General features: G+C 34.0%; 21 protein-coding genes, 2 pseudogenes and 1 riboswitch. Of the genes and pseudogenes, 2 read left to right on the forward strand and 21 right to left on the reverse strand.

Features of this window, described 5'->3' with window-relative positions:
• Positions 1 to 125: 125 nt before the first annotated feature.
• The 14 genes and pseudogenes from thiD to A9G43_RS03390 all read right to left on the reverse strand — a co-directional run bounded on the left by thiD (position 126) and on the right by A9G43_RS03390 (position 12,987).
• On the reverse strand, positions 126 to 920 hold the full coding sequence (thiD, locus tag A9G43_RS03325) for a bifunctional hydroxymethylpyrimidine kinase/phosphomethylpyrimidine kinase (RefSeq protein WP_065606613.1): 795 nt from the start codon (positions 918 to 920) through the stop codon (positions 126 to 128).
• Between the two features lie 11 nt (positions 921 to 931).
• Entirely contained in the window at positions 932 to 1,573 is a 642-nt protein-coding gene (gene thiE / locus A9G43_RS03330; protein WP_065561333.1) for a thiamine phosphate synthase, read from the reverse strand.
• Positions 1,574 to 1,585: 12 nt separating this feature from the next.
• Entirely contained in the window at positions 1,586 to 2,371 is a 786-nt protein-coding gene (gene thiM, locus A9G43_RS03335) for a hydroxyethylthiazole kinase (RefSeq protein WP_065606615.1), read from the reverse strand.
• A gap of 55 nt (positions 2,372 to 2,426) precedes the next feature.
• A riboswitch (TPP riboswitch) is annotated at positions 2,427 to 2,528 on the reverse strand.
• Between the two features lie 37 nt (positions 2,529 to 2,565).
• On the reverse strand, positions 2,566 to 3,927 hold the full coding sequence (gene trkA, locus A9G43_RS03340; protein ID WP_065606617.1) for a Trk system potassium transporter TrkA: 1,362 nt from the start codon (positions 3,925 to 3,927) through the stop codon (positions 2,566 to 2,568).
• A 108-nt stretch (positions 3,928 to 4,035) separates the two neighbouring features.
• Complete coding sequence (gene trpS / locus A9G43_RS03345; RefSeq protein ID WP_065606619.1) at positions 4,036 to 5,031, reverse strand: tryptophan--tRNA ligase; 996 nt, start codon at positions 5,029 to 5,031, stop codon at positions 4,036 to 4,038.
• Between the two features lie 23 nt (positions 5,032 to 5,054).
• The gene (locus A9G43_RS03350; RefSeq protein ID WP_065606621.1) at positions 5,055 to 5,750 is read right to left on the reverse strand and encodes a phosphoglycolate phosphatase; all 696 of its coding nucleotides are present in this window, start codon (positions 5,748 to 5,750) and stop codon (positions 5,055 to 5,057) included.
• The gene (gene rpe / locus A9G43_RS03355) at positions 5,743 to 6,420 is read right to left on the reverse strand and encodes a ribulose-phosphate 3-epimerase (RefSeq protein ID WP_065606623.1); all 678 of its coding nucleotides are present in this window, start codon (positions 6,418 to 6,420) and stop codon (positions 5,743 to 5,745) included. Before rpe ends, A9G43_RS03350 begins: the two co-directional genes overlap by 8 nt.
• 38 nt (positions 6,421 to 6,458) lie before the next feature.
• Positions 6,459 to 7,280, reverse strand: a complete 822-nt coding sequence (locus tag A9G43_RS03360; protein WP_065606625.1) for a Dam family site-specific DNA-(adenine-N6)-methyltransferase — start codon at positions 7,278 to 7,280, stop codon at positions 6,459 to 6,461.
• A gap of 48 nt (positions 7,281 to 7,328) precedes the next feature.
• Entirely contained in the window at positions 7,329 to 8,189 is an 861-nt protein-coding gene (locus tag A9G43_RS03365) for an SPOR domain-containing protein (RefSeq protein ID WP_065606627.1), read from the reverse strand.
• A gap of 67 nt (positions 8,190 to 8,256) precedes the next feature.
• On the reverse strand, positions 8,257 to 8,778 hold the full coding sequence (gene aroK / locus A9G43_RS03370) for a shikimate kinase AroK (RefSeq protein ID WP_065606629.1): 522 nt from the start codon (positions 8,776 to 8,778) through the stop codon (positions 8,257 to 8,259).
• 186 nt (positions 8,779 to 8,964) lie between these two features.
• Complete coding sequence (gene gutQ / locus A9G43_RS03375) at positions 8,965 to 9,927, reverse strand: arabinose-5-phosphate isomerase GutQ (protein WP_065606631.1); 963 nt, start codon at positions 9,925 to 9,927, stop codon at positions 8,965 to 8,967.
• A 165-nt stretch (positions 9,928 to 10,092) separates the two neighbouring features.
• A pseudogene (locus A9G43_RS11355) lies at positions 10,093 to 10,714 on the reverse strand (LysE family translocator).
• A gap of 9 nt (positions 10,715 to 10,723) precedes the next feature.
• Positions 10,724 to 12,166, reverse strand: a complete 1,443-nt coding sequence (locus A9G43_RS03385) for an LTA synthase family protein (protein WP_065606633.1) — start codon at positions 12,164 to 12,166, stop codon at positions 10,724 to 10,726.
• A 239-nt stretch (positions 12,167 to 12,405) separates the two neighbouring features.
• Entirely contained in the window at positions 12,406 to 12,987 is a 582-nt protein-coding gene (locus tag A9G43_RS03390) for a Maf family protein (RefSeq protein ID WP_034912210.1), read from the reverse strand.
• Positions 12,988 to 13,240: 253 nt separating this feature from the next.
• On the opposite strand from A9G43_RS03390, the gene A9G43_RS03395 reads away from it, so the two are divergent.
• Complete coding sequence (locus A9G43_RS03395) at positions 13,241 to 13,669, forward strand: universal stress protein (protein ID WP_065606634.1); 429 nt, start codon at positions 13,241 to 13,243, stop codon at positions 13,667 to 13,669.
• Positions 13,670 to 14,034: 365 nt separating this feature from the next.
• Here the strand turns inward: A9G43_RS03395 and rlmL are convergent.
• The 7 genes and pseudogenes from rlmL to drt3a all read right to left on the reverse strand — a co-directional run.
• A pseudogene (gene rlmL / locus A9G43_RS11235) lies at positions 14,035 to 14,371 on the reverse strand (bifunctional 23S rRNA (guanine(2069)-N(7))-methyltransferase RlmK/23S rRNA (guanine(2445)-N(2))-methyltransferase RlmL); the annotation flags it as partial.
• 109 nt (positions 14,372 to 14,480) lie between these two features.
• On the reverse strand, positions 14,481 to 15,032 hold the full coding sequence (locus tag A9G43_RS03400) for an MltR family transcriptional regulator (RefSeq protein WP_065606636.1): 552 nt from the start codon (positions 15,030 to 15,032) through the stop codon (positions 14,481 to 14,483).
• Between the two features lie 6 nt (positions 15,033 to 15,038).
• Positions 15,039 to 16,202: a mannitol-1-phosphate 5-dehydrogenase gene (locus A9G43_RS03405; RefSeq protein ID WP_065606638.1), complete on the reverse strand. Its 1,164-nt coding sequence runs from the start codon at positions 16,200 to 16,202 to the stop codon at positions 15,039 to 15,041.
• Between the two features lie 78 nt (positions 16,203 to 16,280).
• Positions 16,281 to 18,158, reverse strand: coding sequence for a PTS mannitol transporter subunit IICBA (locus A9G43_RS03410; RefSeq protein WP_065606641.1), 1,878 nt, complete (start codon positions 18,156 to 18,158; stop codon positions 16,281 to 16,283).
• Between the two features lie 348 nt (positions 18,159 to 18,506).
• Entirely contained in the window at positions 18,507 to 20,627 is a 2,121-nt protein-coding gene (gene rlmKL, locus A9G43_RS03415) for a bifunctional 23S rRNA (guanine(2069)-N(7))-methyltransferase RlmK/23S rRNA (guanine(2445)-N(2))-methyltransferase RlmL (RefSeq protein WP_065606643.1), read from the reverse strand.
• Between the two features lie 238 nt (positions 20,628 to 20,865).
• Positions 20,866 to 22,767 carry an antiviral reverse transcriptase Drt3b gene (drt3b, locus tag A9G43_RS03420; RefSeq protein WP_065606645.1) on the reverse strand — a complete coding sequence of 634 codons (1,902 nt, stop codon included), beginning with the start codon at positions 22,765 to 22,767 and terminating at the stop codon, positions 20,866 to 20,868.
• Entirely contained in the window at positions 22,760 to 23,938 is a 1,179-nt protein-coding gene (gene drt3a, locus A9G43_RS03425) for an antiviral reverse transcriptase Drt3a (RefSeq protein ID WP_065606647.1), read from the reverse strand. Before drt3a ends, drt3b begins: the two co-directional genes overlap by 8 nt.
• Before the next feature lie 72 nt (positions 23,939 to 24,010).
• Here drt3a and A9G43_RS10870 point away from each other — a divergent pair, with 72 nt between their 5' ends.
• On the forward strand, positions 24,011 to 24,136 hold the full coding sequence (locus tag A9G43_RS10870; protein WP_065606649.1) for an IS3 family transposase: 126 nt from the start codon (positions 24,011 to 24,013) through the stop codon (positions 24,134 to 24,136).
• Positions 24,137 to 24,174: the final 38 nt, after the last annotated feature.

Raw genomic sequence — 24,174 nt, forward strand, 5'->3', positions numbered from 1 at the left:
AAACATACATAAATGTTTGTCGAACTAATAAGATTAGATTATTCATTCTTTTTTAAAATAAAATCAATAATATTTTTGAGCATATTTGGAAAATTTTTGATAAAAAATTTATTATTGAAGACTCATTACCACCATTGATAAAAATGGTGTGTTGGTCCAATTCCTTTCCCTATATTTAAATAATCGGCATGGCTGATTGCGCCGTGTAGGTAATTTTTTGCTTGAGCTATTGCATTTTGTAAGCTGTTTTTAGGTAATAATGCGGCAATGGCAGCGGATAATGTGCACCCCGTTCCATGAGTATTTTTAGTTTGGATGCGTGGAAAGGTCATTCTTATTATATTATTGTGTGTGATCAAATAATCAGTGCTTTCTTTGCTTGGTAAGTGTCCACCTTTCATTAATACTGCTTTGCAACCTAGTTTGAGTAATTTTTGCCCTTGGTTTTGCATTTCATCTTCGGTTTTTGCTTCATCACAATCAAGTAATGCAGCAGCTTCAGGTAGGTTGGGAGTGATAATGGTTGCTAGGGGTAATAAAAGCTCACGAATGGCCGTTACAGCATCGGATTTTAAAAGAGGGTGTCCACCTTTGGCAACCATTACGGTATCTAACACGATAGCAGGAATAGGGTTTGTTTTAAGTAGGTGGTGAACGGTTGTGACTATTTCTTTATTCATTAGCATACCCATTTTTACGCTATCAATTTGAATATCTTGATAAAGTGTATTAAATTGGGCTTCAATAAATTCGGGCGATATAGCTAATACCGCATCAACCCCTTGGGTGCTTTGTGCTGTTAGGGCGGTGATAACTGACATACCATACGCACCAAGTGCAGAAAAAGTTTTTAGATCGGCTTGAATACCTGCACCACCGCTAGGATCAGATCCTGCAATGGTTAATGCAATTGTTGTCATGATCGTATTTCCTATTTAGCTTGTTTGATTTTGTTGATAAGCGATAATGTTGCTTGTTGAATATCTTTTTTGCCACAAATAGCCGAAACTACAGCAACGCCGTCAATGCCCGTTTGAATAATGCTAGTTACATTGCTTTCATCAATACCACCAATGGCAACAGTTGGGCACTGTTTTAGTTTGACTAATTCAGTTAATTGTTCAGTTCCTATTGCTACCGTTGCATTTTTTTTGGTTGTGGTTGGGAAGATAGGGCCTATGCCAATATAATTAACCTGCTGCCAAGGAACTGCTTCAAGTTGTTGTTGGTTAGTTACCGAAAGGCCTAACCATTTATCTTTGCCGATAAGTTGTCGAGCTACATCAACAGGCAAATCACTTTGCCCAATATGGACACCATCGGCATCAACCGCTAAAGCAATATCTACATGGTCATTTATAAATAGTGGAACAGAGGTGTCGTTTAATGCTTCTTTCAATGCTAAGGCAGCGTAGTACCAATCTTTACCGCTAAACTCACGTTCAGATCTTAACTGTATTGCAGTCACACCATTTGAAACAGCAATCTTTGTGGTGTTTACCATGCCATTAATGCCACCGCATAATAATGGATCAAGGACTAAATAGAGGGTTAAATCCAGTCGTTTTTTCATTTGATTTCCTTATTAAAGCGATGGGTTAAATGTTGAGAGTTGATCTAATAGTGATATCGAGAAAGTTCCTAATCCTTGTTGTTTATTAGCTAGTTCACCAGCTTTTTTCATCATAAAACATGCACAGGCAGTGGCTGATAATGGGTCAGGCGAATTAGCTATGAAAGCCGCTACCATTGCAGATAATGAACATCCTGTACCTGTTACTTTTGTTAAAGTAATATCACCACCAGTTATACTATATGTGCTATTTCCGTTAGTTATGTAGTCAACATCGCCAGTCATTGCGACAATAGTTTGATATTTTTGCGCAAGCTCTTGGGCAGCGTTTAAAGCTGATTGAGTTGTGTCTTGACCGTCGGGGCCTTTTGAGAAAGATTTTTGACCATTTAATGCTAATATTTCTGAAGCATTACCTCGTATTACTGTGGGATTAAATGATAATAATTGATGTGCAATTTCAGTTCGATAATTAAGTGCAGTTCCTACAGCAACCGGATCGAGTACCCATGGGGTTTGTGTTTGCTGTGCCTTGGTGGCCGCTAATAGCATACTTTGGGCTGTGTTGCGGTGAATAGTGCCAATATTAATCAGTAAGCTATCGGCAATGTTGACAAATTCAGCAACTTCTTGTTCGGCAATCACCATTGCTGGAGATGCACCAATAGCAAGTAGTACATTGGCGGTAAAGTTTTGGACTACATCATTAGTAATGCAATGCACTAGTGGGCGTTGTTGTTTTATGTGATTAATAAAAGAAGCGGTTTGGGTAATTTGGAATGATTTGACTGCTGACATATTTCTTCCTTTCTTATTAATTTATAAATGTCGGGAAGAATTTGCCAATTTAAGGCTTTTATGGCTTAGACTTCCCTACGCTGGTATAATCCAGATCAGGTTCAACGGGTGAAATCTCAGTTTTTTGTTTAGACAAAAAACACCCCGAGTCAAAATGAATTTTTATTATGAACTGATTATTTGTTTTTAACAAGCTATTGTAATAATCTTTCAATATCAGTAATTGCTTTTCTATCTGGTAAGAAGATGATTAGATGATCATTGTCTTCTATGGTTAAATCAGTATTAACGATAATAACATCTTCTCCACGCACTACAGCTCCAATGGTTGCACCCGATGGGAGTTTTAGTCCATTAATATTTTTGCCAACCAGTCTTGATGTTTCACTATTACCATTGGCAATAATTTCGACAATTTCGGATTCTCCTTGTCTTAATGAAACAACTTTAACAACCCCAGTTTGTCTAACATGGCTTAATAGCTCAGATATTGTGGCGTGTTGTGGAGAAATCGCAATATCAATCACACTATCATTAATTAGTTCAAGGTAGGCTTGGCGTTGAATTAGTACAATTACTTTTTTTGCTCCCATTCTTTTGGCTAACATGGAGGACATGATGTTGGATTCATCATCACTGGTAACAGCGATAAATAGATCAGTAAGTTCAACTTGTTCTTGTGAGAGCAATTCTTGATCCGATGATTCCCCATGTAATACTGTTGTATTAACAAGTTGCTCGGCAATTAATTCTGCTCGTTCGGCATTTCGCTCAATTAATTTGACTTGATAATTATTTTCTAAACGTTTTGCTAGAGCGACAGCGACACCACCACCGCCACTGATAATTATTCGTTTATATGGTTTTTCTAACCGTTGTAACTCACTGGTCACCGCTTTGATATTAACGGGGGGAGTTATAAAGTAGACCATATCGCCCGCTTCTATAAGTGTTGAACCAAGCGGTCGGATAAAACGGTTTTTACGATAAATAGCTACTACTCGAGCTTCAACATGCGGTAAATGTTCTTTAAGTTCTGATAACTCACTACCTACTAAAGCACCACCATAATAAGCGGTGACGGCAACTAAACAGACACGATTGTCGTAAAAAGATGCAAATTGTAGCGAACCAGGATATTGTACTAATTGACTAATATGGTTGGTGATAAGATTTTCTGGAGCAATAATGTGATTTATATTTATACAATCTTTGTTGAAAAGAGGGTAGTTTTCGTCATTGTATTCAGGTGCTCTAATGCGCGCGACTTTTTGTGGAATGTTAAACATGACATGACCAATTTGGCAGGCCATCATGTTGACTTCATCAGAGTTAGTTACAGCAACAAGCATATCAGCTGATTCAGCTCCGGCACTTTCTAAAACTTGTGGGTATGATGATTTTCCGCAAATCACCTGTAAATCAAAACGTTCTTGTAATGATTGCAATTTATTATAATTTTCATCAATCACCGTGACATCGTTTTGTTTTTCGGTAACAAGATATTCAGCAAGCGCACTACCTGTTTGTCCTGCACCAAGAATAATAATCTTCATAACTAACCTGTATATTTAAATGGCTTTAATTGTTCCCCATTTTCCCTGTATATTAAAGCCATTGCATACTGTTTTATTTTTATTAACAATCAGTTATTAATTTTTCAATTATACAAAACCGATTGCATTATAAACTTTTTTCAAAGTTGGTTCGGCTTTTGAGCGTGCTTTTTCTGCTCCTTCTTGCATTATTGAAATTAGATAACTTTCATCATCTCGATACTGATGATACTTTGCTTGAAGTTTAGTTAGCATATCAATGACTTGTGTTGCTACTTCAGTTTTAAGATGACCATACATCTTGCCTTCGAACTCTTTTTCAAGTTCGCAGATAGGCTTACCTGTCACGCCAGTTAAAATGTCAAGTAGGTTTGAAACACCAGCTTTATTTTTTAGATCGTAACGTACCACAGGTGGCTCATCTGAATCGGTCATTGCACGTTTGATTTTTTTCTCGATATCTTTTGGATTTTCGAGTAAACCAATTACGTTATTGCGGGTTTCGTCTGATTTAGACATTTTTTTAGTCGGTTCTTGTAGTGACATGACGCGAGCACCCACTTTCGAGATAAAAGGCTCAGGAATAGTAAATATGTCACCGTAAAGCGCATTAAATCGCATAGCAATATCGCGTGATAATTCGAGATGTTGTTTTTGATCGTCACCTACAGGTACTAAATTTGCTTGATAGAGTAAAATATCCGCAGCCATTAGTACAGGGTAATCAAACAATCCCGCATTGATGTTTTCAGAATGACGAGATGATTTATCTTTAAATTGAGTCATACGGCTAAGTTCACCAAAATAGGTGTAACAATTTAATGCCCAGCCGAGTTCTGCATGTGCAGGCACTTGTGACTGTACAAAAATGGTACTTTTTTGCGGATTAATACCGCAAGCTAAATATAGAGCGAGTGTGTCTAATGTAGCTTTACGTAATTTGTTTGGATCTTGGCGTACGGTAATCGCATGTTGATTGACGATACAATAAATGCAATCATATTCATCTTGCAGAGCGACCCAATTCTTTAAAGCACCTAAGTAGTTACCAAGTGTTAGTTCTCCTGATGGCTGAGCGCCACTAAATACAATCGGTTTGCTCATAATTTATTCCTAATCTATGCTAATTATTTTTTTGCCTTAGCTTTTGGCTGAGGTAATAATGTTAATATGTCTTTAAAATCGTCAAATAAGAAATCAGGGTTGCTACTGGCGATCGATATGCCATAGTTATAACCATAGCTTAATGCAACAGTTGGACAGTTAGCATTTTGGGCTGCAGTAATATCATTTTTTGAATCACCAACAAAAAGTAACTGATCACTAAACAATCCAAATTTAGCCATTACTTGGTATAAAGGGGCTGGGTGTGGTTTTAGTTTAATCACATCTCCCCCTCCAAGCACTAATGAAAAGTACTCTTTTATGCCTAAAGAAGTCAGCAAAGCAGGCAAAAATTGTGCGGGTTTATTGGTTACTAAAGCTAGTGGATAATTATTATCGTGAAGTACTTTTAAAGTCTCTTTAACGTTGGGAAACAGTTTTGTTTCTGCATCAATGACTTTATCATAGTGTTGATTAAATAGATCTTTAGCTTTGGAAAATAGTTCTAATGATGAATCAACTTCAATTGCTTTGAATACTCGTTCTAGCATAATATCAATACCATTACCTACAAAGTTTTTGATTTTCTCGTTACTGATTGTAGGTAGATTCAAGTCTGCTAACATATTTTGTGTTGCCAATGCTAGTCCTGGTACGCTGTCAACTAATGTGCCATCTAAATCAAAAGCTACTGCTTGAATATTTTCTAGTTTATTCATGTTCAACTCCTGCTAACTCTTTACGCATGGCGTCAATAACTGTTTTATAATCAGGTTGGCTAAATATAGCTGAACCAGCAACAAACATATCGGCGCCAGCTCTAGCTATTTTGGCAATATTGTCAATTTTTACGCCACCATCAATTTCTAACCGAATATTGCATCCAGATTCAATAATACGCTGTTTGGCTTGTTGTAATTTCTTAATTGTTGAAGGTATAAAAGATTGACCTCCAAAACCTGGGTTAACACTCATTAATAAAATAATATCAATTTTATCTATGACATAATCTAAATAATCAAGCGGTGTAGCTGGATTAAATACAATACCAGCTGTGCAACCATGATCTTTAATTAACTGTAATGAACGATCCAAATGGACAGTAGCTTCTGGATGGATAGATATATTGGTTGCGCCAGCTTTGGCAAATGAGGTAATTATCTCTTCAACAGGCGATACCATCAAATGCACATCAATAGGGGCTTTAATACCATAGTCTCGTAAAGCTTTACAAAACATTGACCCCATTGTGAGATTAGGTACAAAATGGTTGTCCATAACATCAAAATGTATTACATCAGCTCCTGCATCTAGCACTTTTTGAGTATCTTCACCAAGGCGAGCAAAATCAGCTGATAATATTGATGGAGCAATAATGTATTCTTTCATAACTTACCTATAATAACTTGCCTTATATTCAAGCCTATTTAAGACTTTTTGTATAATGCTAGAATCTCGTCAATTTTTTTTCGTCCTTTACCGGCACAGCTAATTGAACGTCGCATTTCTGTTCGATAAAGCTCGCTTGCCTTGCTGTATAGGTTCATTGTGTAATCAGTATAATGATTGGACACAAGCACAGGGATATTTTTTTTATATGCCATAGTTTCAGCTAATTCCGACAAGTTTTTATGTTCTTCAAATCCAAATATATTTGAATAATAAGCCGTAAATCCAGCTGATTCATTCGGGGGTATATAAGGTGGATCACAATAAATTACTGAATTTTTTGCCGCTTTCTTCATTACTTCGTGGTAAGGTGCACAAATAAATTCTGCCCTTTGAGCTTTTTCTGCAAAAAAATAAAGTTCTTTTTCAGGAAAATAAATTGTTTTATACCGCCCAAACGGTACGTTAAATAGTCCATTGTTATTATAACGACATAAACCGTTATAACCATGCCGATTTAAATAGACAAATAAAAGCGATCTAATATACTGATCTTTACTTCCATTAAATACTTCACGCAGCTGATAAAACGCATCTGGACGATTATTCTGAGCAACAAATAGTAATCTAAGGTCACGGATAAATTGATCTGGACTTAATTTTAATAATGTAAATAATGAAATTAAGTCATGATTGATATCCGCTAAAATATAACTTTTGTAGTTGGTGTTTAAAAACACGGAACCAGCCCCAACAAAAGGCTCTATTAGTTGATCGCCTTCTGGTAGATACCGTTTAATTGTTTCCACAAGTTCATATTTTCCTCCAGCCCATTTTAAAAAGGCTCGTTGCTTCTTCAACGGATACTCCTATTTGTCGTTGATCGGATAAATAAACAATATCCTTGGTTATTTTGCGGCTTTTTCTTTATTAATTGTTGCACTAGATTTGACCCATGGTTTGTCTTTTTGTAGTGCACTCGGTAAAGACTTGATTGCTTTATGTGCTTCTTCAGATGAAGAGTAATTACCTTTAATTAGAACATACCATTTTTCATTATTACGTTTAGTTCCATAAATTTGATAGTTAGTTATTTTATGTTCGTTAATCAATTTTTTTAGACCGTCAACTGATTTTGATGCAGCAAGTTGAATACTATAACTATTATTGTCTAGTTTTAAATTATTTGCTGAAGTAACAATTTCATCAGTTTTATGATGAGGTATTTTTTTATCAAAGTTGTTTTTATTTGTGCCAGTTTTAGTTGAATTCGCATTCTTTTTAACGTTATCTGAACTAGCAATGCTATTAATATTTGGTCGTGTTAATGGCTTAGCCTGATTATGGTTTAGTTCATGTGTGTATTCCTGATTAATGATTGGTTCTAAATTACCATTTTTATCATGAAGTAATTCAAAATGCTCGTTACTTGATTGATTAATTTGTGCTTCTGAGCCTATATTTTGTATTGAATCCATTTGCACTGCATCCAGTGCTAGATCATCTTGACTTTGAGTTACCAAATCATCTGGTACTTGTGATGTTGCAACACCATTATTCTCCGGCAGTGTTAATGGTGTTGGTTTATCTTCTTTTGAAGATTTAAACAAAATCAAGCTAAGCAATAACAGAATGACCACAGTTGATAGAATAACAATGATTAACTTTTTATTAAGAAAATCTTGCAGTATTCTTGATAATTTTAATGAGAGTATAATGTCTTTATTAGATTTTTCAGATATATAACGATCCTCTTTATCTACACGCATTCTCACTCCTTAACCTATTAATAGGCTTTTTGCTTCGCGATAATTTCCTACCAAGTAAAATAATGGTTTAAATTTGCTCTATTTTATCAATAATATAACCAGCAACACCTTTTGCACTTTGTTCATCGGTTTTAATTGTAATATCGGCAATTTCTTCGTAAAGTGGTTCACGTTCACTAGCAAGATTTTCATAAAGTTCACGTGGTGTGTTACTGCCTTGTAATAATGGTCGGCGTTTATCTTTTTGTGTTCTTGCCATCTGTTTTTCAATGGTTGTTTCAAGATAGACAACGATTCCACGAGCGGATAATCTATTTCGTGTCTCTTTAGATAAGACTGAACCCCCACCAGTTGCAAGAACTACACCTTGTTTTTCAGTCAATTCGTTAATGACTTTTTCTTCTCTGGCACGGAATCCCTCTTCTCCTTCTAGGTCAAAAATCCATGCAATATCAGCCCCAGTACGTTTTTCAATCTCTTGATCTGAGTCAAAAAAATCCATGCCTAACTGTTGTGCAATTTGTCGGCCTATTGTGCTTTTTCCTGCCCCCATTGGGCCAATTAGAAAGATATTTCGCTTTTCTGCCATTGTTGTTTCATCATCTATTAATTTTGGTTAAAAATATACAACACAATGCCAACTTATTATGATTTATGAAATCATTCGTCTTATCACTGTGTAACTTTTCTTGGATCTCCGTCTAACGACAAAAATTTAGGTCGGTAATTATCTCAATAGATAGTACCTTTTGGCAATAGGTATTTATCAATACTTTTAGCTAATACCAGCTTGATGCAAATCATGAATGTTTAAAACGCCTACTAATTCACCTTTGCAATTAACGACCGGGGCGGCGGTTATATTATGATCATTAAATGATTTTAACACTTTGACTGCTTTCCAGTTTTCGGGAATGCAATGACCCGGACTAGTCATAACGCCCATAATACTATCTTGTAATGTACCATTTTTTAATAATAATCGACGTAAATCACCATCGGTAAATACCCCAATTATTTTATTATTATCTTGGCAGATTGCAACTAAACCAACACCTGTACGGCTTAATTCTAACATGGCATCCATAACGGTTGCATTTTGCGGTACTTTAGGAATTCGATCACCAGTTCGCATTACATCTTTGACATGATTGAGTAATTTAGCACCTAAACTACCTGCAGGGTGGGAGCGTGCAAAATCTTCCTCTTTAAAGCCTCGTGCTCGCATTACTGCAATTGCTAGCGCATCCCCTATTAATAATGTATTAGTTGAACTAGATGTTGGTGCAAGCCCCATGGGACAAGCTTCTTTCTCAATTGAAATATCAAGAATTGCTTGGGCTGATTTAGCGAGTGGCGAATCCAATCCTCCAGTGATAGCAATAACAGGTACCTGCATTTCAATAAGAATTGGTAAAATAAAATTGAATTCCTTAGCGCGACCTGAGTAAGAAATTAAAATGGCTACGTCGTTTTGAGTTATCATTCCTAAATCGCCATGTAAGGCTTCCGATGGATGCATAAAAAAAGCAGGGCTTCCTGTACTAGCTAACGAGGCGGCAATCTTTTTTCCTATATGTCCAGATTTTCCGATACCCGAAACAACGACTTTACCTTTGGTGGTTAAAATAAGCTGACATGCGTTAACAAAATCTCTGCCAAGTCGATTTGGTAATTTTTGTGCTTCGTGTATCTCTAATTCAAGAAGCTCTCGACCATATTGTAATAATTTATCCATTTAATTAGCCTATTGAATAAAATGAGTCATCTGTGAATTTATAATCAGGATGCAAGGTTGAAATGATTATAAAAACTGAATAGGTATTAGTTTAACAATTAATGTTTAAATATTCAAAAAAGTATGCATTTTAGCCTTAATATTTGCTAGTTACTTTTTAATAAGCTAAAAACCTAAGGCGACTTTAATTCCTAGTGTAATTAAAATGCCTCCTAGTAATTTATCAATTATAAATTGAATTTTAAAGTAACGTCGTTGTACACTTTATTCTTTGAAAAATAAAGACGATAAAAAGCCACCAAAAAACACCTTCAATCCAAATAATAAACGCAACGATTAGCTTATCAAGTGTTGATGATTCTGCATTAAGCACTTGAGTAAAGGTAGCTAAAAAAATAACGTTGCTTTAGGATTAAGTAAATTACATAAAAAACCTTGCATAAAGGCTGATTTTTTTGAAATTGGCTGCGTGAGTTGTGGCTTACCAATATAGGTGGTATTCAGATTTTGAGCGAGTAGTGCCTTTATGCCAAGCCATATTAAGTAAGTGGCACCCGCATAGCGTAAGGCGTTATAAAGAAGTGGAGTTGTGGTGATAAGTACTGCAATGCCCGCAATACAATAGCTCATATGAACTAAGATGGCGATGATGACGCCTAGGCAAGAGAGCAATGCCATCTTGTGGTTATAGCTTAAGCTATTTTTTAACACCAAAAAAATCAGGTCCAGGTGAGATCATACCTAAAAAGCTGACGGTAGAGACAAAAATTAATGTATCAAACGTCATTATTCATGCCTATTTAAATACTTGTGCCGAATTATTGAGCGTTGCGATATTAGATTTATTTTGTTCAATAAACTGTTTTTTATCAAAATTAGGTTCAGTTAAATAGTCAGTCAAAAATTTAGCGTTAGTTTTGACTTGGGCTCCATTTAAAATTAAACGAGGTAAGTCAATCTGATAAATAGTCTGCCCAGTGTTTTTTTGTAGATCTTGCGTATGTGCATTTGTTAATAAATAAAGTTTGCGTTCTGTTTCTGAAAGACGATTGATTGTTGGTGTGCCTGCTCCCATCATTAAATGATCTGGAAAAATATAAAATACAGTATCTTCTAATACACCTTCGTCTTTTAGATGTTGGATAAAAATTCCCAAATTATGATCTAGTGAAGCAGCAACGAAAGACATATTATCTGATTTTGGTGAAATAACCGATTTCATTCTTTCATCATCAAAACCATTTGGGGCATGAGTTGAAACAGTTGAAATAAATAAAGCAAAAGGTTTTTTTGTTTTGCGCATTTCAGTAATTTGTTTTTGCGCTACATCAAAAATGTCCTTGTCATACAGCCCAAAAGGTGCTAGTGGATATTGGTCGACATAGTTTTTTTCAGAAATGACTTGCATACCAAACAGTTCTGCTGTGTGACCAATACCAGCAAAATCAGGGCTAGCCATTACATAACGGGTTTGATAACCCGCTTGATTAAGAATATCGCCTAGGCTAACTAGATTGGTCTTTTCTGCGCGCATTAGTGGTGATGTTGTGTAGCCACCAATTAGAAAGGGCATACCGGTCATATAAGTGTACATTGATGCGGTAGTCCATGAGCTTCCTGGACTCATGGGCATATTAGCAAAAAAGGTATAATTTTGGCGAAGTTTTTGTAAATTAGGGGTAATATCCTCAAAATCGAAAAAGCCTTGTTCAAATGATTCTAAAGATAAAACAATAATATTTTTACCTTGATAGCTAACAAGCTGATCTTTATTGGTATAGTGAGTCATATTAAGTGATTGTAACGCCTGCTCAAATGGCTCACGAGGTGCGCTTGTAACTTGATAGATTTCGTATAAGCGACTGAATGGACCATTATGGTAACTGATGGATACTATTGCCACAAAGGCTAGTAACAGACGAAACACTAAATGACATTTACGTTTGCATAAATCTGCGAGTTTTGATAGCAAAAAAATAAGGGCAAAAAAGACAACGATAACTAAGACTGCTTGTAATTTAAAAATAAATAGCCCTTCGATTATGTCATTAATGTTTAAATTTACATAAAACTGATAATCAATAAAGCCACCACTAAAATAGATAGAAGTTAGCTCCATTACAATAAAGATTGTTAGTAAAATTATGCTTAACATTTGCCATTTTGTCTGTTTAAAGAGTGAGGCAAAAACAATTGTAATAATAAAAAGTGGCAAAACAATTAATGTCGATAGTGGCATAAGATTTGTTACTCAATATATTCAGAACTCAATTTTGCCTAAGTATATACTTAATGCATAAAAAAATAAAAATATCGGTTAATGTTATTTTATTCACAGGTTTATTTTCTTAATTTAATTTATAAAATAGTATTAAAAATAAGCGCCCTTATCACGATTTTGCTCGTTATAGCCAAAAAGTTATGAAAATGTCAGCTGGACGATTTATTGACTAATGGGTTTAGTTATTAACTGAATTGTTATATTAAAAGTGGATTACAACCCATGTCGATCATAATTTTATTGAGTTTTAATAATGGCAACCCAACTAATGAATTAATATCATTACCTTCAAGTTTATCAAACAGGGTGATGCCCAGTTCATCACATTTAAAACTGCCAGCACATTGTAGTGGCTTCTCTTTGCTAATGTAAGCATCAATTTCTGAATCAGTTAAATGCCGAAAAGTCACCTTAAATGGTTCGCAAATAGTGGTTTGTTGTTGTGTTTTGGTATTAATTACTGTCATACCAGTATAAAAATAGAAAGCTTTACCGCTGCTTTGTCGAAGCTGTTTACGGGCATTATCAATTGTATGCGGTTTGCAAACAATATTACCGTCTAACACACCAACTTGATCAGAGCCAATAATTAAACTATCAGCAAACTGCGTCGCTAATGATTGGGCTTTAAGTTTTGCTAGTCGAACCACCAATTGCTGAGCTGATTCGCCGACTAGCGGTGTTTCATCGCATACAGGCGGTACACACTCAAAAGGGATAGCTAATTTTTCGAGCACTTTTTTACGGGATACAGATGTTGATGCTAATATGATTCTCATTTTAATTATCTCTTAAAATCCAAGAAAAATGGTGTTCATTAAACCCGATATGACCATAACGATCAACTATGTGTTCTAACTAGATTTTTATATTAGGTTGATAAATAATATAGCTCATGTTGATCTCCATCATAAATTGGATAAAAAATAATTAAAGTTTAAATTTAAAATGAGTATCATACTAGCTAGGTAAAACCTATTTTAGGTTCACTGAATATATAATTGAATCTTTAACAAAGCAAGGGGGGGAGTTATGTACAAAAAAATTTTAGTTCCTATTGATGTGCTTGAAGACCAATTAACCAAGAAAGTGATTCCACATGTAGAGTGCTTAGCCAAACTGTCTAATTCCCAAGTTATCTTTTTTCATTCATTACCAGTCGCCTCAGCCATTGTGAATGCTTACTCATTTGGTTTTGACGAATTTAAGGATAAAGCTATAGTACAAACGGAAAAAGACTTGCATAAACTTATCGACTCGATTGATTTACCGCGTGAAAACGTATCCTTTTCTATTGCATTTGGTAATCCAAGGGATGAGATTCTCCGTTTAGCGGAAGAAATTCAACCCGATTTAATTCTTCTAGGCTCACGTCGTCCTAATATCTCAACTCATCTTTTAGGATCTAATGCTTCTGGGGTGGTTCGTGGTGCTAAAACTTCGGTGTTAGTTGTTAGGTAGGATGATTAAGTTTTGTTGAAAAATTAAATAAAATTAGGTGAATATCCCAATGAATTCTTTTTAAATATTTAGAATTACAGGTTTCGGGTGTTATAAACTTCAGTGATCATTTCTATACGATGACAACACCCGAATTAAACCAGTTATACCACAGCCTTTAAAAACAATCTAAGGAGATATGTTTACATACCCAAGAGTAGCTTAAGTCATCGCTCGGTTTTAACATACTAGTTGTGAATTATTTAGGACATTGTAAAATCATGCCAAACATCTATGTTTAGCATACTAACATCGTATTAGTGCCCAGTACCCTCTAACGGCTATTTTGATATTCGGGTGGATTAGCTGTTTTCCAGCTCCGTCTATTAATGTTTTACAATAAAACAGCAGTGAATCTGTTTGTTGCGTTTAAAATCCAGCGAAAGGGTTTTATTATTAATTTCTTGATAGGTGAGCCCCAGATTCTGCATACCACTACTATCCATTTTAAAACTACGCTTATTGTTGGAGAAAATGATAGTATCATTAGGTCTTAACAGACGTTTTAAATCCGTCATCAATTTTAGATGATCACGCTGAACATCAAAGGTATTATTCATGCGTTTCGAGTTTGAAAATGTGGGCGGAAAGATAAACATTAAATTGAATTGTTCATCAGCTTAAGATAAATAGAGCAAAACAATCCGCCTGAATTAATCGATGTTTTTACTCGTTAAATTATTTTTTTTAAATTGCGAATCATTTCTTTAAATAGATATAAGTGACGAGCAGAGTAAATTTAACGTATCAACAAAATATACAATCAATATTATTATGGAAAATAGTCAATCTTTTGTTTATTAATGATTCGAACCGTTAACTCTGTGATAGCGATGATGAGTGCCGAGCGTATCATTTGTTGATAGCGATTTTGGTAAATGGAAGATTTTAAAGTATCGACAATACCTGATTGTTTTACTTTTTCGTGTTGCGATTCCCAGCTTGGTGGTAATACCATATCATGTAATAAGCTAATAGGACCTAAAATTTCATCATCTAAATAAGTGTATTGTTTGTCGTCTAGCTCTAGTTCGTCCAAAACAGCAATCAGTAGCTCTATATCTTCGTAATCCTCACGAGAAATAATACCCAACACATAAAGTAGTTTTAGGCACACTGAGGTATCATTGAGAGGTCCATTTTTACCCACCAATGAGGGAATAACAAATTTAATGGCGTGAGGCTCTTTTCGGAAGACTTTAAGAATCAATTTGATGACATTATCATTAATTAATTTAATGGCAACTTTTAGCAAGCTGTGAATATCAGCTTGCTGGTTGAGTTTTTCTAATATTATATCTTCTTGTAATATCGATTCTGGCATTGAGAATTAGACAAATTGATGATCTTGCATTGCAGTATAAATTTCTTCAACCTTCATAACAATAGAATTATTAACGTCAATACTAGAGATTTCACAAAAAGCTTGTTTAACGCCTTTTTCAGTAATGAGTTTTTCTAGTTTAACTGCTTGCTCATCATCATTATTACGATAGTTAAGCGCAGCAGCAACTCCAATTAGTAAGTTAGTGTTTTTAACTTGATATTCAAAGGTGCCAAGTAATGGTTTTATTAAACGATCGTCTGCACCTAATTTACGAATTGGCTGACGCCCAACACGTGCAGTATCATCCTGTAAATAAGGATTTTCAAAGCGGGATAATATTTTTTCAATATATGCCATGTGTTTTTGCTCATCAAAATTGTAACGTTTGATAAGTACTAACCCGCTCTCTTCCATGGCTCCGCGTACAATTAAACGAATACGTTCATCTAGAATTGCATCACGTATTGTGCCAATACCATTATAAAATCCTAAATAAGCAGTTATTGCGTGACCAGTATTAAGTGTAAATAACTTACGTTCCACAAAAGCCATTAAATTATCAACGGGTTGCATGCCTTTAATGGTTGGAATAATGCCTACAAATTGTGTTTCATCAACAATCCATTCCGAGAAAGTCTCAACAGTCACTTCTAGTATATCGCCTGTTTTTGATGTTGCAGGTGGTACAATACGATCCACCGCAGAATCGACAAAACCGATATGAATGTTTGTCCATTGCTGAATTTCTTCTGGTAGCGCTTTAAAGATTTCTTGTTTAAATTGGCTGGTACCTCGTACCATGTTTTCACAAGCAATAATATTAAGTGGCTTACTGTTACCTCGATTATATCTTGCAATAATTCCTTGGGCAATCGTTGGAGCAATACGCGCTAAAATTTGTGGACCAACTGCAGTGGTGAGTAAATCAACGCTGGCAATATAATCGATCACTTCATTAGAGGTGCTATTAATTCCATCAACATTTTTAACTATCTCAGTAGTGGATTGCTCGCCAACAACATTTACCGGATATTCATGACGAGTGGCGATGGCATCAATAATTTCCTGATTGACATCAGCAAATGTAACTTGTACACCAGCATCGGATAGTAATTTGCCGATAAAACCTCGTCCAATGTTACCTGCGCCAAAGTGTAGTGCTTGCATAATAATAATCCTTAACTTTATAATTTAATTTGAAATATTTCACTCTATTTCCCGTGTAAAGCGGGAAATAGAAATAGGTTAACTTAGTATTGCTAAAACTTCTTTAATATTATTTGTCGTTGCTAATTTTGCAATAATAGTTTCATCATCTAATGCATTAGTCAGTTTTGCTATGACATCAAGATGTTCATTATTGTGAGCAGCAATACCAATCACAATTTTTGCTTTATCATCTTCTTCATCACCAAATTGAACCCCAGCAGGGTATTGGCAAAATACGATACCAGTTTTAATAACATCGTCTTTTGATTCAATAGTGCCATGTGGAACGGCTATTGATTCTCCTAAATAAGTTGATGTTAATTTTTCACGCTCTAGCATTGCTTCAATGTAAGTTGGTGTGACATAACCATTATCAACCAATTTTTGCCCTGTAAAACGAATTGCTTCTTCTTTATTTTTAGCGGTTAACCCTAAAAAGATATTTTGTTGTGATAATTTAAATAGAGGAATATTATCAGTCGATTGATTGCTTATAGGCACTGTTTCACTTGCTTCATTATTTGCTTGAGAGCTTAAAAGATCCGCCACGAGTTGGCTATATAATTGACTATCTAAAAAGTTAGTTAATGAAATATGATGTGCATTTGGTGCGTGTTGTTTTGCTCGATCGGTTAAGTCTTTATGTGTAATAACAATGTCAACATCATCAGGCAGATTATTAATTGCCACATTAGTGACAAAAATATCCAAATCTGCATCTTGAACTTTTTTGCGTAATACTCCTGCGCCCATAGCACTTGAGCCCATTCCTGCGTCACAAGCCACTATAATTTTTTTAACTTTAGTAAGATCAAGTGTACCATTTACAATTCCTTTTGATTCATTTTTCATTTCAGAAATATTCGATTTTGCCTCTTCAAGGCTTTTATCTGCTTCTTTGGTGGTTTTTAATAAAATAGCGGAAACGATAAAAGTAACCATTGTTGCTGCAATGACAGAAATAATTACGCCAAACATTGATGATTTTGGAGTGACCGCAAGAACGGCGATGATTGATCCTGGCGATGCTGGTGAACTTAAACCGGCACCAAATAGTGTTAAAGTAAATACTCCGGTCATTCCACCTAAAATCACTGCAATAATAAGGCGAGGGTTCATTAATACATATGGGAAATAAATTTCATGAATTCCCCCAAAGAAATGAATGATTGCTGCACCACTGGCTGAACTTTTTGCAGAACCTTTACCAAGCAACATATAAGCAAGTAATAAACCTAATCCAGGACCAGGATTTGCTTCGATTAAAAAGAAAATAGATTGAGAATGCTCTGCTGCTTGTTGAACACCTAATGGTGAGAATATACCGTGGTTAATTGCATTATTTAAGAAAAGAATCTTGGCAGGTTCAATAATAATTGAAGTTAAAGGTAGTGAGTTATGCTCAACTAGGAAATTAACAGCAAGAGTTAATTTACTTGATGCAACAACGACAGAAGGTCCAATTGCAAAAAAAGAAAGCAACGCAAGTAGCATGCCAATAATACCAGCTGAAAAATTATTGACTAACATTTCAAAGCCACTTTTGACTTTTCCGTCTATGGTTTTATCAAATTGTTTTATTACCCAGCCACCAAGTGGTCCGACTATCATAGCACCTAAGAACATCGGAATATCTGCACCAACAATGACCCCCATTGTCGTAATTGCACCGACAACGGCGCCTCGTTCACCGTGAACTAATTTACCGCCAGTATAACCAATCAACAGTGGTAATAAGTAAGTGATCATCGGGCTAACTAACTTGGCAATGGTTTCGTTTGGGTACCAGCCCGTTGGAATAAAAATAGCGGTAATAAATCCCCAAGCAATAAATGCGCCGATATTTGGCATGACCATATTACTTAAAAATCGTCCAAAATTTTGAACTTTTAATTTGATGTTTGAACTTGTCATAATATAAAACTTTCCTTATTGATTGTATAATCATCATGCTGTTATTGTAGAAGGATTTAGTTATTCAATTCATTAAAAAAAATTGATAAGTGTGATGAGTGTCACATTGTTAAAATGGGTCTATTTTTTATTTTTGTGATTAAGATCACTCTTCTAGAAGGTGGTAAGAGAAAAATATACTAAAACGTATAGTTTCCTGAAACTTTTTTACAAGATTGAATTTTATTATTAGTGATTACTGCTTATATATTATTTAGCAAATCAAACCCAGCTGAAATGGTTTAATTTTGTTGAATGTTTTATTTTGTCATAATTTTAATAAATTAACCGCCTTATGGCGGTTTGTGTTTATTGATGTTTTACAATAAAACAGCAGTGAATTTGTTTATTGCGTTTAAAATCAAGCGATAGCGTTTTATTGGTAATTTCTTGATAGGTTAGCCCTAGGTTTTGCATACCGATACTATCCATTTTAAAACCACGCTTATTGTTGGAGAAAATGATAGTACCATTAGGTCTTAACAGACGTTTTAAATCCGTCATCAATTTTAGATGATCACGCTGAACATCAAAGGTATCGTTCATCCTTTTTGAGTTTGAAAATGTCGGCGGATCGATAAAAATTAAATCGAATTGTTCATCAGCTTGAGATAAATAGAGCAAACAATCCGCCTGAATTAATCGATGTTTTTTACCTGTTAAACCATTTTGTTTTAAATTACGATCTGCCCATTCCAAATAGGTGCGAGACATATCGACCGTGGTGGTTGATTTTGCTCCGCCAAGTCCAGCATAAACCGTTGCACTACCTGTATAGGCAAATAGGTTTAGAAAGTCTTTTCCTGCACTCATTTCACCAATCATTTTTCGTGCTAAGCGATGATCTAAAAACAATCCTGTATCTAAATAATCGGTCACATTAACCCAAAATGCGGTTTTGCGCTGATTAATCGGGTATTCATGGACTAAAAAATAGTCCTGTTTTTGTCCTAGCTTTTGGTATTGCTGTTTGCCTTTTTGCTTTTCTCTTGTTTTTAATACTAACTGATCGGCGGTAAGCTCAAGCACTGACATGGTGGCGTTAATAATATCAAAAAGTCGTTGGCGAGTTTTTTGTGGATCGATGTTTTTCGGCGCTGCGTATTCTTGCATCACTATTTTATCTTTATAACGATCGATAGCGACATTGTATTCAGGCAAATCTGCATCATAAAGCCGATAACATTCCAGTTGTTCTTGAGCAGCCCATTTTTCTAACTTTTGTTTATTTTTGCGTAATCGGTTAGCAAAATCAGCCGCAGGCATAGTAGAATTTGTGATTGCTTCTTCAGTATTACGCTTAGCAATGACATAATTTTTTTGTATACAGTCGAGAGGGCCATTTTTTGCTTTGAATTGTCTTTCTGCTCTCATTTGTAAGCAATCTAACAATTGTGGCGCACCGCTAAATAATGATAAGCGCCATCCACCAAAATTTTGTTTGATTTGTCGACCAAGTGCCGTATGCAAAGCTATAAGCGCAGGTTCGCTTTCTAAGCGTTCTCCATAAGGTGGATTACTGATGATCATGCCTACCGTTTCAGTTGGCAATGGATTGGTCAGTTGTGTCACATCTTGCATCGAAAAAGTAATTAAATCCCCCACACCTGCTTGAAGAGCATTTTGTTTAGCTCGTTCAAGTACCGTCGCATTATTATCATAACCGATAAATGCAGTGTTTGTTTTAGATACGTTATGTTTTGCGGTGAAAAGCAATTCGTTCCACAATGTCGGGTTAAAGCCTTTCCAAGCAAAAAATCCCCACTGTTTACGATGTAAACCAGGTGGGATTTGTGATGCGATCATTGCCGCTTCAATTAGTAATGTACCTGAACCACACATCGGATCGAGCAATGGCTCATTTGTTTTCCAACCAGAACGCATAATAATAGCTGCTGCTAGGCTTTCTTTTAGTGGAGCTTTCCCTGTTTGCTCTCGATAACCACGCTCATGTAAACTATTACCACTTAGATCTAAAGATAGTGTGACACGGTTTTTATTTAAATAAGCATGAAGCCGAATATCTGGATCTTGCTTAGCCACATTGGGGCGTATGTTGGTATGACGTAAAAAGTGATCGACAATAGCATCTTTGATCTTTAGCGCACCATATTGACTATTACGGATAAACTCGTTTATACCAACAAAATTAATCACGAAAGAGTTATCAACAGCAAAAATATCTGGCCATTTAATATTAAACACACAAGAGTACAGATCCAAATCGCTATAGATGTCGAACTCGGCAATAGGTAGTAAAATGCGAGATGCCAAACGCGACCATAATAATGATTGATATAGCGTTTTGTCATCGGCATCAAAATAAACACCACCTTGCGCAATTTTACAATTAATTGCACCAATTTGTTCTAACTCTTTTTTTAATAACTCTTCAAGCCCACGAGACGTGCTGGCAAATAGCGTTTTCATGCATAACTCACTTAACAATAAAATTGTTGGCATTATACCGACTAATTGCAATAGTGGGAAATAAAGGCTGATATTAGTTAGATGAATATTGGGTTAGTTTATTAATAGTCAGAAAAGTTTGTTGTACTGTTTTAGGGGATAGTTACAGTTGGAGCCCCTCAACCTTGTTCGTGTGTGGTGCCAGAACACCCAATCAATATCTCTATCAAAAGAAAAATTATCAGGTTGAGGGACATAATCACTCATACGAGAATATAAATTCTCGCTTATTTAAGCTATTTTGTAAATAGTCAGTTTTTTTCCATTGAACAATAAAATCATTATTTAAAATATAATCTTTTGTTTCATCTTTATAATTTGCCTTATTTATTTTTTTTACTTTATTGATCACATCAGACCGAATATTTTTTTCCACATATGGACAAGATGCAAAATCAAAAAATAAAATAAAATAATGTGATGAGTTGAAAAGATCTTTATTATTTGTTAAATAATCTTTAGCCAAAATAATTAACTTCGATTTTATTTCATCATAGACATTGTTATTTTTGATGTATAATAAAAAAGTAACCCATATAAAATAAAAATCATCTTCTGATGTAGTACCTATTAATCGTAGATAATATTGATCTAATCTATTTACATCTAGTTGATAATGGACAGGTAATAATGTTAATAAAACTAATAGATTAAGTATCTCAAGACCGTATAATTCACCTTTTGTGATAAGGAAAATATCAATAGCTTGCTTTATAAGGTCAAATATTTTTTTATAAATAACCTCTTTTATTGCTTCTTCTTTCCAAGTTGATATTGTTGTTAATAAAAATTCAACTTGTTTTGCAATTTTATCCGTTGTTCTTACCCTAATATCCATTGCATAAAAAAAGAATAAAACATCTAAATCAACTAAAATCCAATTTAAGTGATGTTCTTCTTTTTTATCTAATCCATTTATTTCATTTATAAGATCTGTAAATTGGTTTTCAATTGATTTAATAAGGTAATTAGAAATTGAGCTATACAAAACATTATTTTGAAAAATGACCATTTTAATTTTAGAAATAATTTGATTTGCTTTTCTGTCTGGATAATTTATTTTATGTATTTCTCCATTTTTTTCAGTTTTATAATTAAATAATTTATGAATAGTGTTTTTAATATTATTTTTAGTAATAGATATTTTTGTTGTAAATGGTCTAACAATATACTCTGTTTTAGCTTCATTCAGATGTAGCTTATATTTTACAAGTGCATCTGAAATTGCTAAATGAACTGCCTCTCCTACATTTAATGATCTGTAAAAAATGAAATAATCATCAACGTACCTTCTTATTTCATAATCAATGCCATCTTCATATTTTGATTTTAATATTTTTACAATATCTATATCTATTTGTTGTAAAATTATTTCGGCAAATATTCTACAAACCTCTGGTCCAACGACTATACCATTAGTTTCTTTGTAGTTTGTATTTTGCATTAATGTATCAAAATGATGTTCAAATGAACCATTACTTCTATTCTTTGCTAGCCTTTTGTTTTTTGTCGCCCAACCAATGCTGTGTGTATATATATTAGGAAAACACTTAGATATATCAACTTGCATCATATGATTGAAACGTTTTTCTAATTTATGATATTCATAAGACTCGAAAAAACGATATAGAAAGGGATATTTAAGATACTTAAAATATGAACTAGCAGTTTTGGGGTCATCTTCATACATTTCAATACTATCAATTTTTTTTTGAGCCCCCATTTTGTTAACTTTTCCATAAAAGCTAGTGGCAATTTTAAATGGGTATCTAAGAGATTTATCAGACTTACTACAATAATATTCTATAATAGTTGCATATTTTTCATAAAAATCACACACATGTAATTGAGATAGTGGGTGAATAATAGATAAAACACGAGGGCTTTTATTTTCCCCTCTAAAAACTTTATAGTTAAAAGGAATTAAGTTTTCACTAATTTTATTTTTTAAAGTTGAAACTGTCATATAATTACTTAAATTATTTTTAAGACAGTTATACATATTATAATTGTTGTACCATAAAGGAAGTTCATAAGGTAATACATCAGTTAGAAGTGTGCGATATTTATCTGATAAATCAATTTTTATGATGTTAGGCATTTTTCCATATCCTTACTATTTGTTGTACTTTTTTTCTTGTAAAAGTAGACTTTTTTTTATTTTTTACAAAACCATAGAAAGATTTTTTCTTCAATTCATTTTGTTGTGCAACGGTCAATCCAAACCTTTTTGAATTAATCATTTTTATATAAAAGCCATCAATTTTTTTTAATAATTCAAAATCATCGGTTACATGACAATAACTATATGCAATCCCTCCTAAAAGAGTACCATTTTCGTGTTTTTTTATAATTCGGATCGAGGATAAATAATTAATTCTTTGCTTTAATAGATTGAAATTTTTATTTGTTTTGTAATCATTAAAGGACAAGGCAATTTTACTTTTTATTCTAGATAATTTTGAGTTAGAAATACAAAGATTAACTGTATTTTTTTTTTTTTCTTTATATTTTGTCGAAAAGTTATATCCCAAGTAGTCAAAACAACAATTTCTTGATGGCGCAATTGCATATTTATCAGATTTTTTATTAATGTTTAACCCTATCTGATATAATTCATTTATAATGTAGCCTTCTATTGTTGATTCTTTACCACACTCAACTATTATAAAATAATCATCAACATACCTTCTGAAATATATAACACCATCTTGGTGTTTTAACCCTTTATCAATTTTTTCTAAAAAAAGTTCAGTCAAAGTAGGAGAAATAGATAATCCTCTAGGTAAGCCCGAAATTTTTTGTTTTTCACATATATCATGAATTGAATTTAAAAGTTGAAGACAATTAGGTGCTAAAAGCATATCAGATTCTAATCTACTTAAAATTTTTGAAAAATTAATGGATTCATAACATTTTTCAATATCAAGTCGAATTATTTTAAAATCTTCATTGTCGGTTAATAAGCTTTTTATTTGTAGGATTAATTTTTGCCTATCAGATTGTTTTACCTTATATATTCGTCTTAAATATTTATCCAATAGTTTGATAGATAATGTATCTTCGATAGAGGAAGCTTGAAATGTTTTTTTATTTTTATGTATATGTTCTTTAAATGGTGCAATAGAATATTTGTTAGAATTAATCTTTCTTTCTAATTCTATTAAACACTTTTCGTGTTCTGAATTATTATTCCAAAGAGACCATTTCCATACATCTCGCTTACTGATAATTTTTGATATAGCTTCAATATTAAAAGATTGTTTTAACATTATATTCCTCGCCAAAAAAGTGGACAAAAGTCACCTCTATGATATAAACAAAAATCATAGAAGACAAATATCATGGTCAAAAAATTTAGTATCGAATTCAAACAACAATCAGTGGATTATGCGTTATCTAATGCACACCTTTCTATCAGCGAACTTGCCAACCATCTAGGTGTGGGTAAATCAACCCTAGGTAAATAGATTAGGCAACTTTCCCCAAATAAAACCAGCCGTCGAGA

Source organism: Gilliamella sp. Occ3-1, assembly GCF_001690655.1.
GTDB classification, from domain to species: Bacteria; Pseudomonadota; Gammaproteobacteria; order Enterobacterales; family Orbaceae; genus Gilliamella; species Gilliamella apicola_P.

Excerpts from the sequence above, each read along its gene's own strand:
- thiD (WP_065606613.1), bottom strand. The coding sequence starts at position 920 with ATGACAACAATTGCATTAACCATTGCAGGATCTGATCCTAGCGGTGGT.
- thiE (WP_065561333.1), bottom strand. The coding sequence starts at position 1,573 with ATGAAAAAACGACTGGATTTAACCCTCTATTTAGTCCTTGATCCATTA.
- thiM (WP_065606615.1), bottom strand. The coding sequence starts at position 2,371 with ATGTCAGCAGTCAAATCATTCCAAATTACCCAAACCGCTTCTTTTATT.
- trkA (WP_065606617.1), bottom strand. The coding sequence starts at position 3,927 with ATGAAGATTATTATTCTTGGTGCAGGACAAACAGGTAGTGCGCTTGCT.
- trpS (WP_065606619.1), bottom strand. The coding sequence starts at position 5,031 with ATGAGCAAACCGATTGTATTTAGTGGCGCTCAGCCATCAGGAGAACTA.
- A9G43_RS03350 (WP_065606621.1), bottom strand. The coding sequence starts at position 5,750 with ATGAATAAACTAGAAAATATTCAAGCAGTAGCTTTTGATTTAGATGGC.
- rpe (WP_065606623.1), bottom strand. The coding sequence starts at position 6,420 with ATGAAAGAATACATTATTGCTCCATCAATATTATCAGCTGATTTTGCT.
- A9G43_RS03365 (WP_065606627.1), bottom strand. The coding sequence starts at position 8,189 with ATGCGTGTAGATAAAGAGGATCGTTATATATCTGAAAAATCTAATAAA.
- aroK (WP_065606629.1), bottom strand. The coding sequence starts at position 8,778 with ATGGCAGAAAAGCGAAATATCTTTCTAATTGGCCCAATGGGGGCAGGA.
- gutQ (WP_065606631.1), bottom strand. The coding sequence starts at position 9,927 with ATGGATAAATTATTACAATATGGTCGAGAGCTTCTTGAATTAGAGATA.
- A9G43_RS03385 (WP_065606633.1), bottom strand. The coding sequence starts at position 12,166 with ATGCCACTATCGACATTAATTGTTTTGCCACTTTTTATTATTACAATT.
- A9G43_RS03390 (WP_034912210.1), bottom strand. The coding sequence starts at position 12,987 with ATGAGAATCATATTAGCATCAACATCTGTATCCCGTAAAAAAGTGCTC.
- A9G43_RS03395 (WP_065606634.1), top strand. The coding sequence starts at position 13,241 with ATGTACAAAAAAATTTTAGTTCCTATTGATGTGCTTGAAGACCAATTA.
- A9G43_RS03400 (WP_065606636.1), bottom strand. The coding sequence starts at position 15,032 with ATGCCAGAATCGATATTACAAGAAGATATAATATTAGAAAAACTCAAC.
- A9G43_RS03405 (WP_065606638.1), bottom strand. The coding sequence starts at position 16,202 with ATGCAAGCACTACACTTTGGCGCAGGTAACATTGGACGAGGTTTTATC.
- A9G43_RS03410 (WP_065606641.1), bottom strand. The coding sequence starts at position 18,158 with ATGACAAGTTCAAACATCAAATTAAAAGTTCAAAATTTTGGACGATTT.
- rlmKL (WP_065606643.1), bottom strand. The coding sequence starts at position 20,627 with ATGAAAACGCTATTTGCCAGCACGTCTCGTGGGCTTGAAGAGTTATTA.
- drt3b (WP_065606645.1), bottom strand. The coding sequence starts at position 22,767 with ATGCCTAACATCATAAAAATTGATTTATCAGATAAATATCGCACACTT.
- drt3a (WP_065606647.1), bottom strand. The coding sequence starts at position 23,938 with ATGTTAAAACAATCTTTTAATATTGAAGCTATATCAAAAATTATCAGT.
- A9G43_RS10870 (WP_065606649.1), top strand. The coding sequence starts at position 24,011 with ATGGTCAAAAAATTTAGTATCGAATTCAAACAACAATCAGTGGATTAT.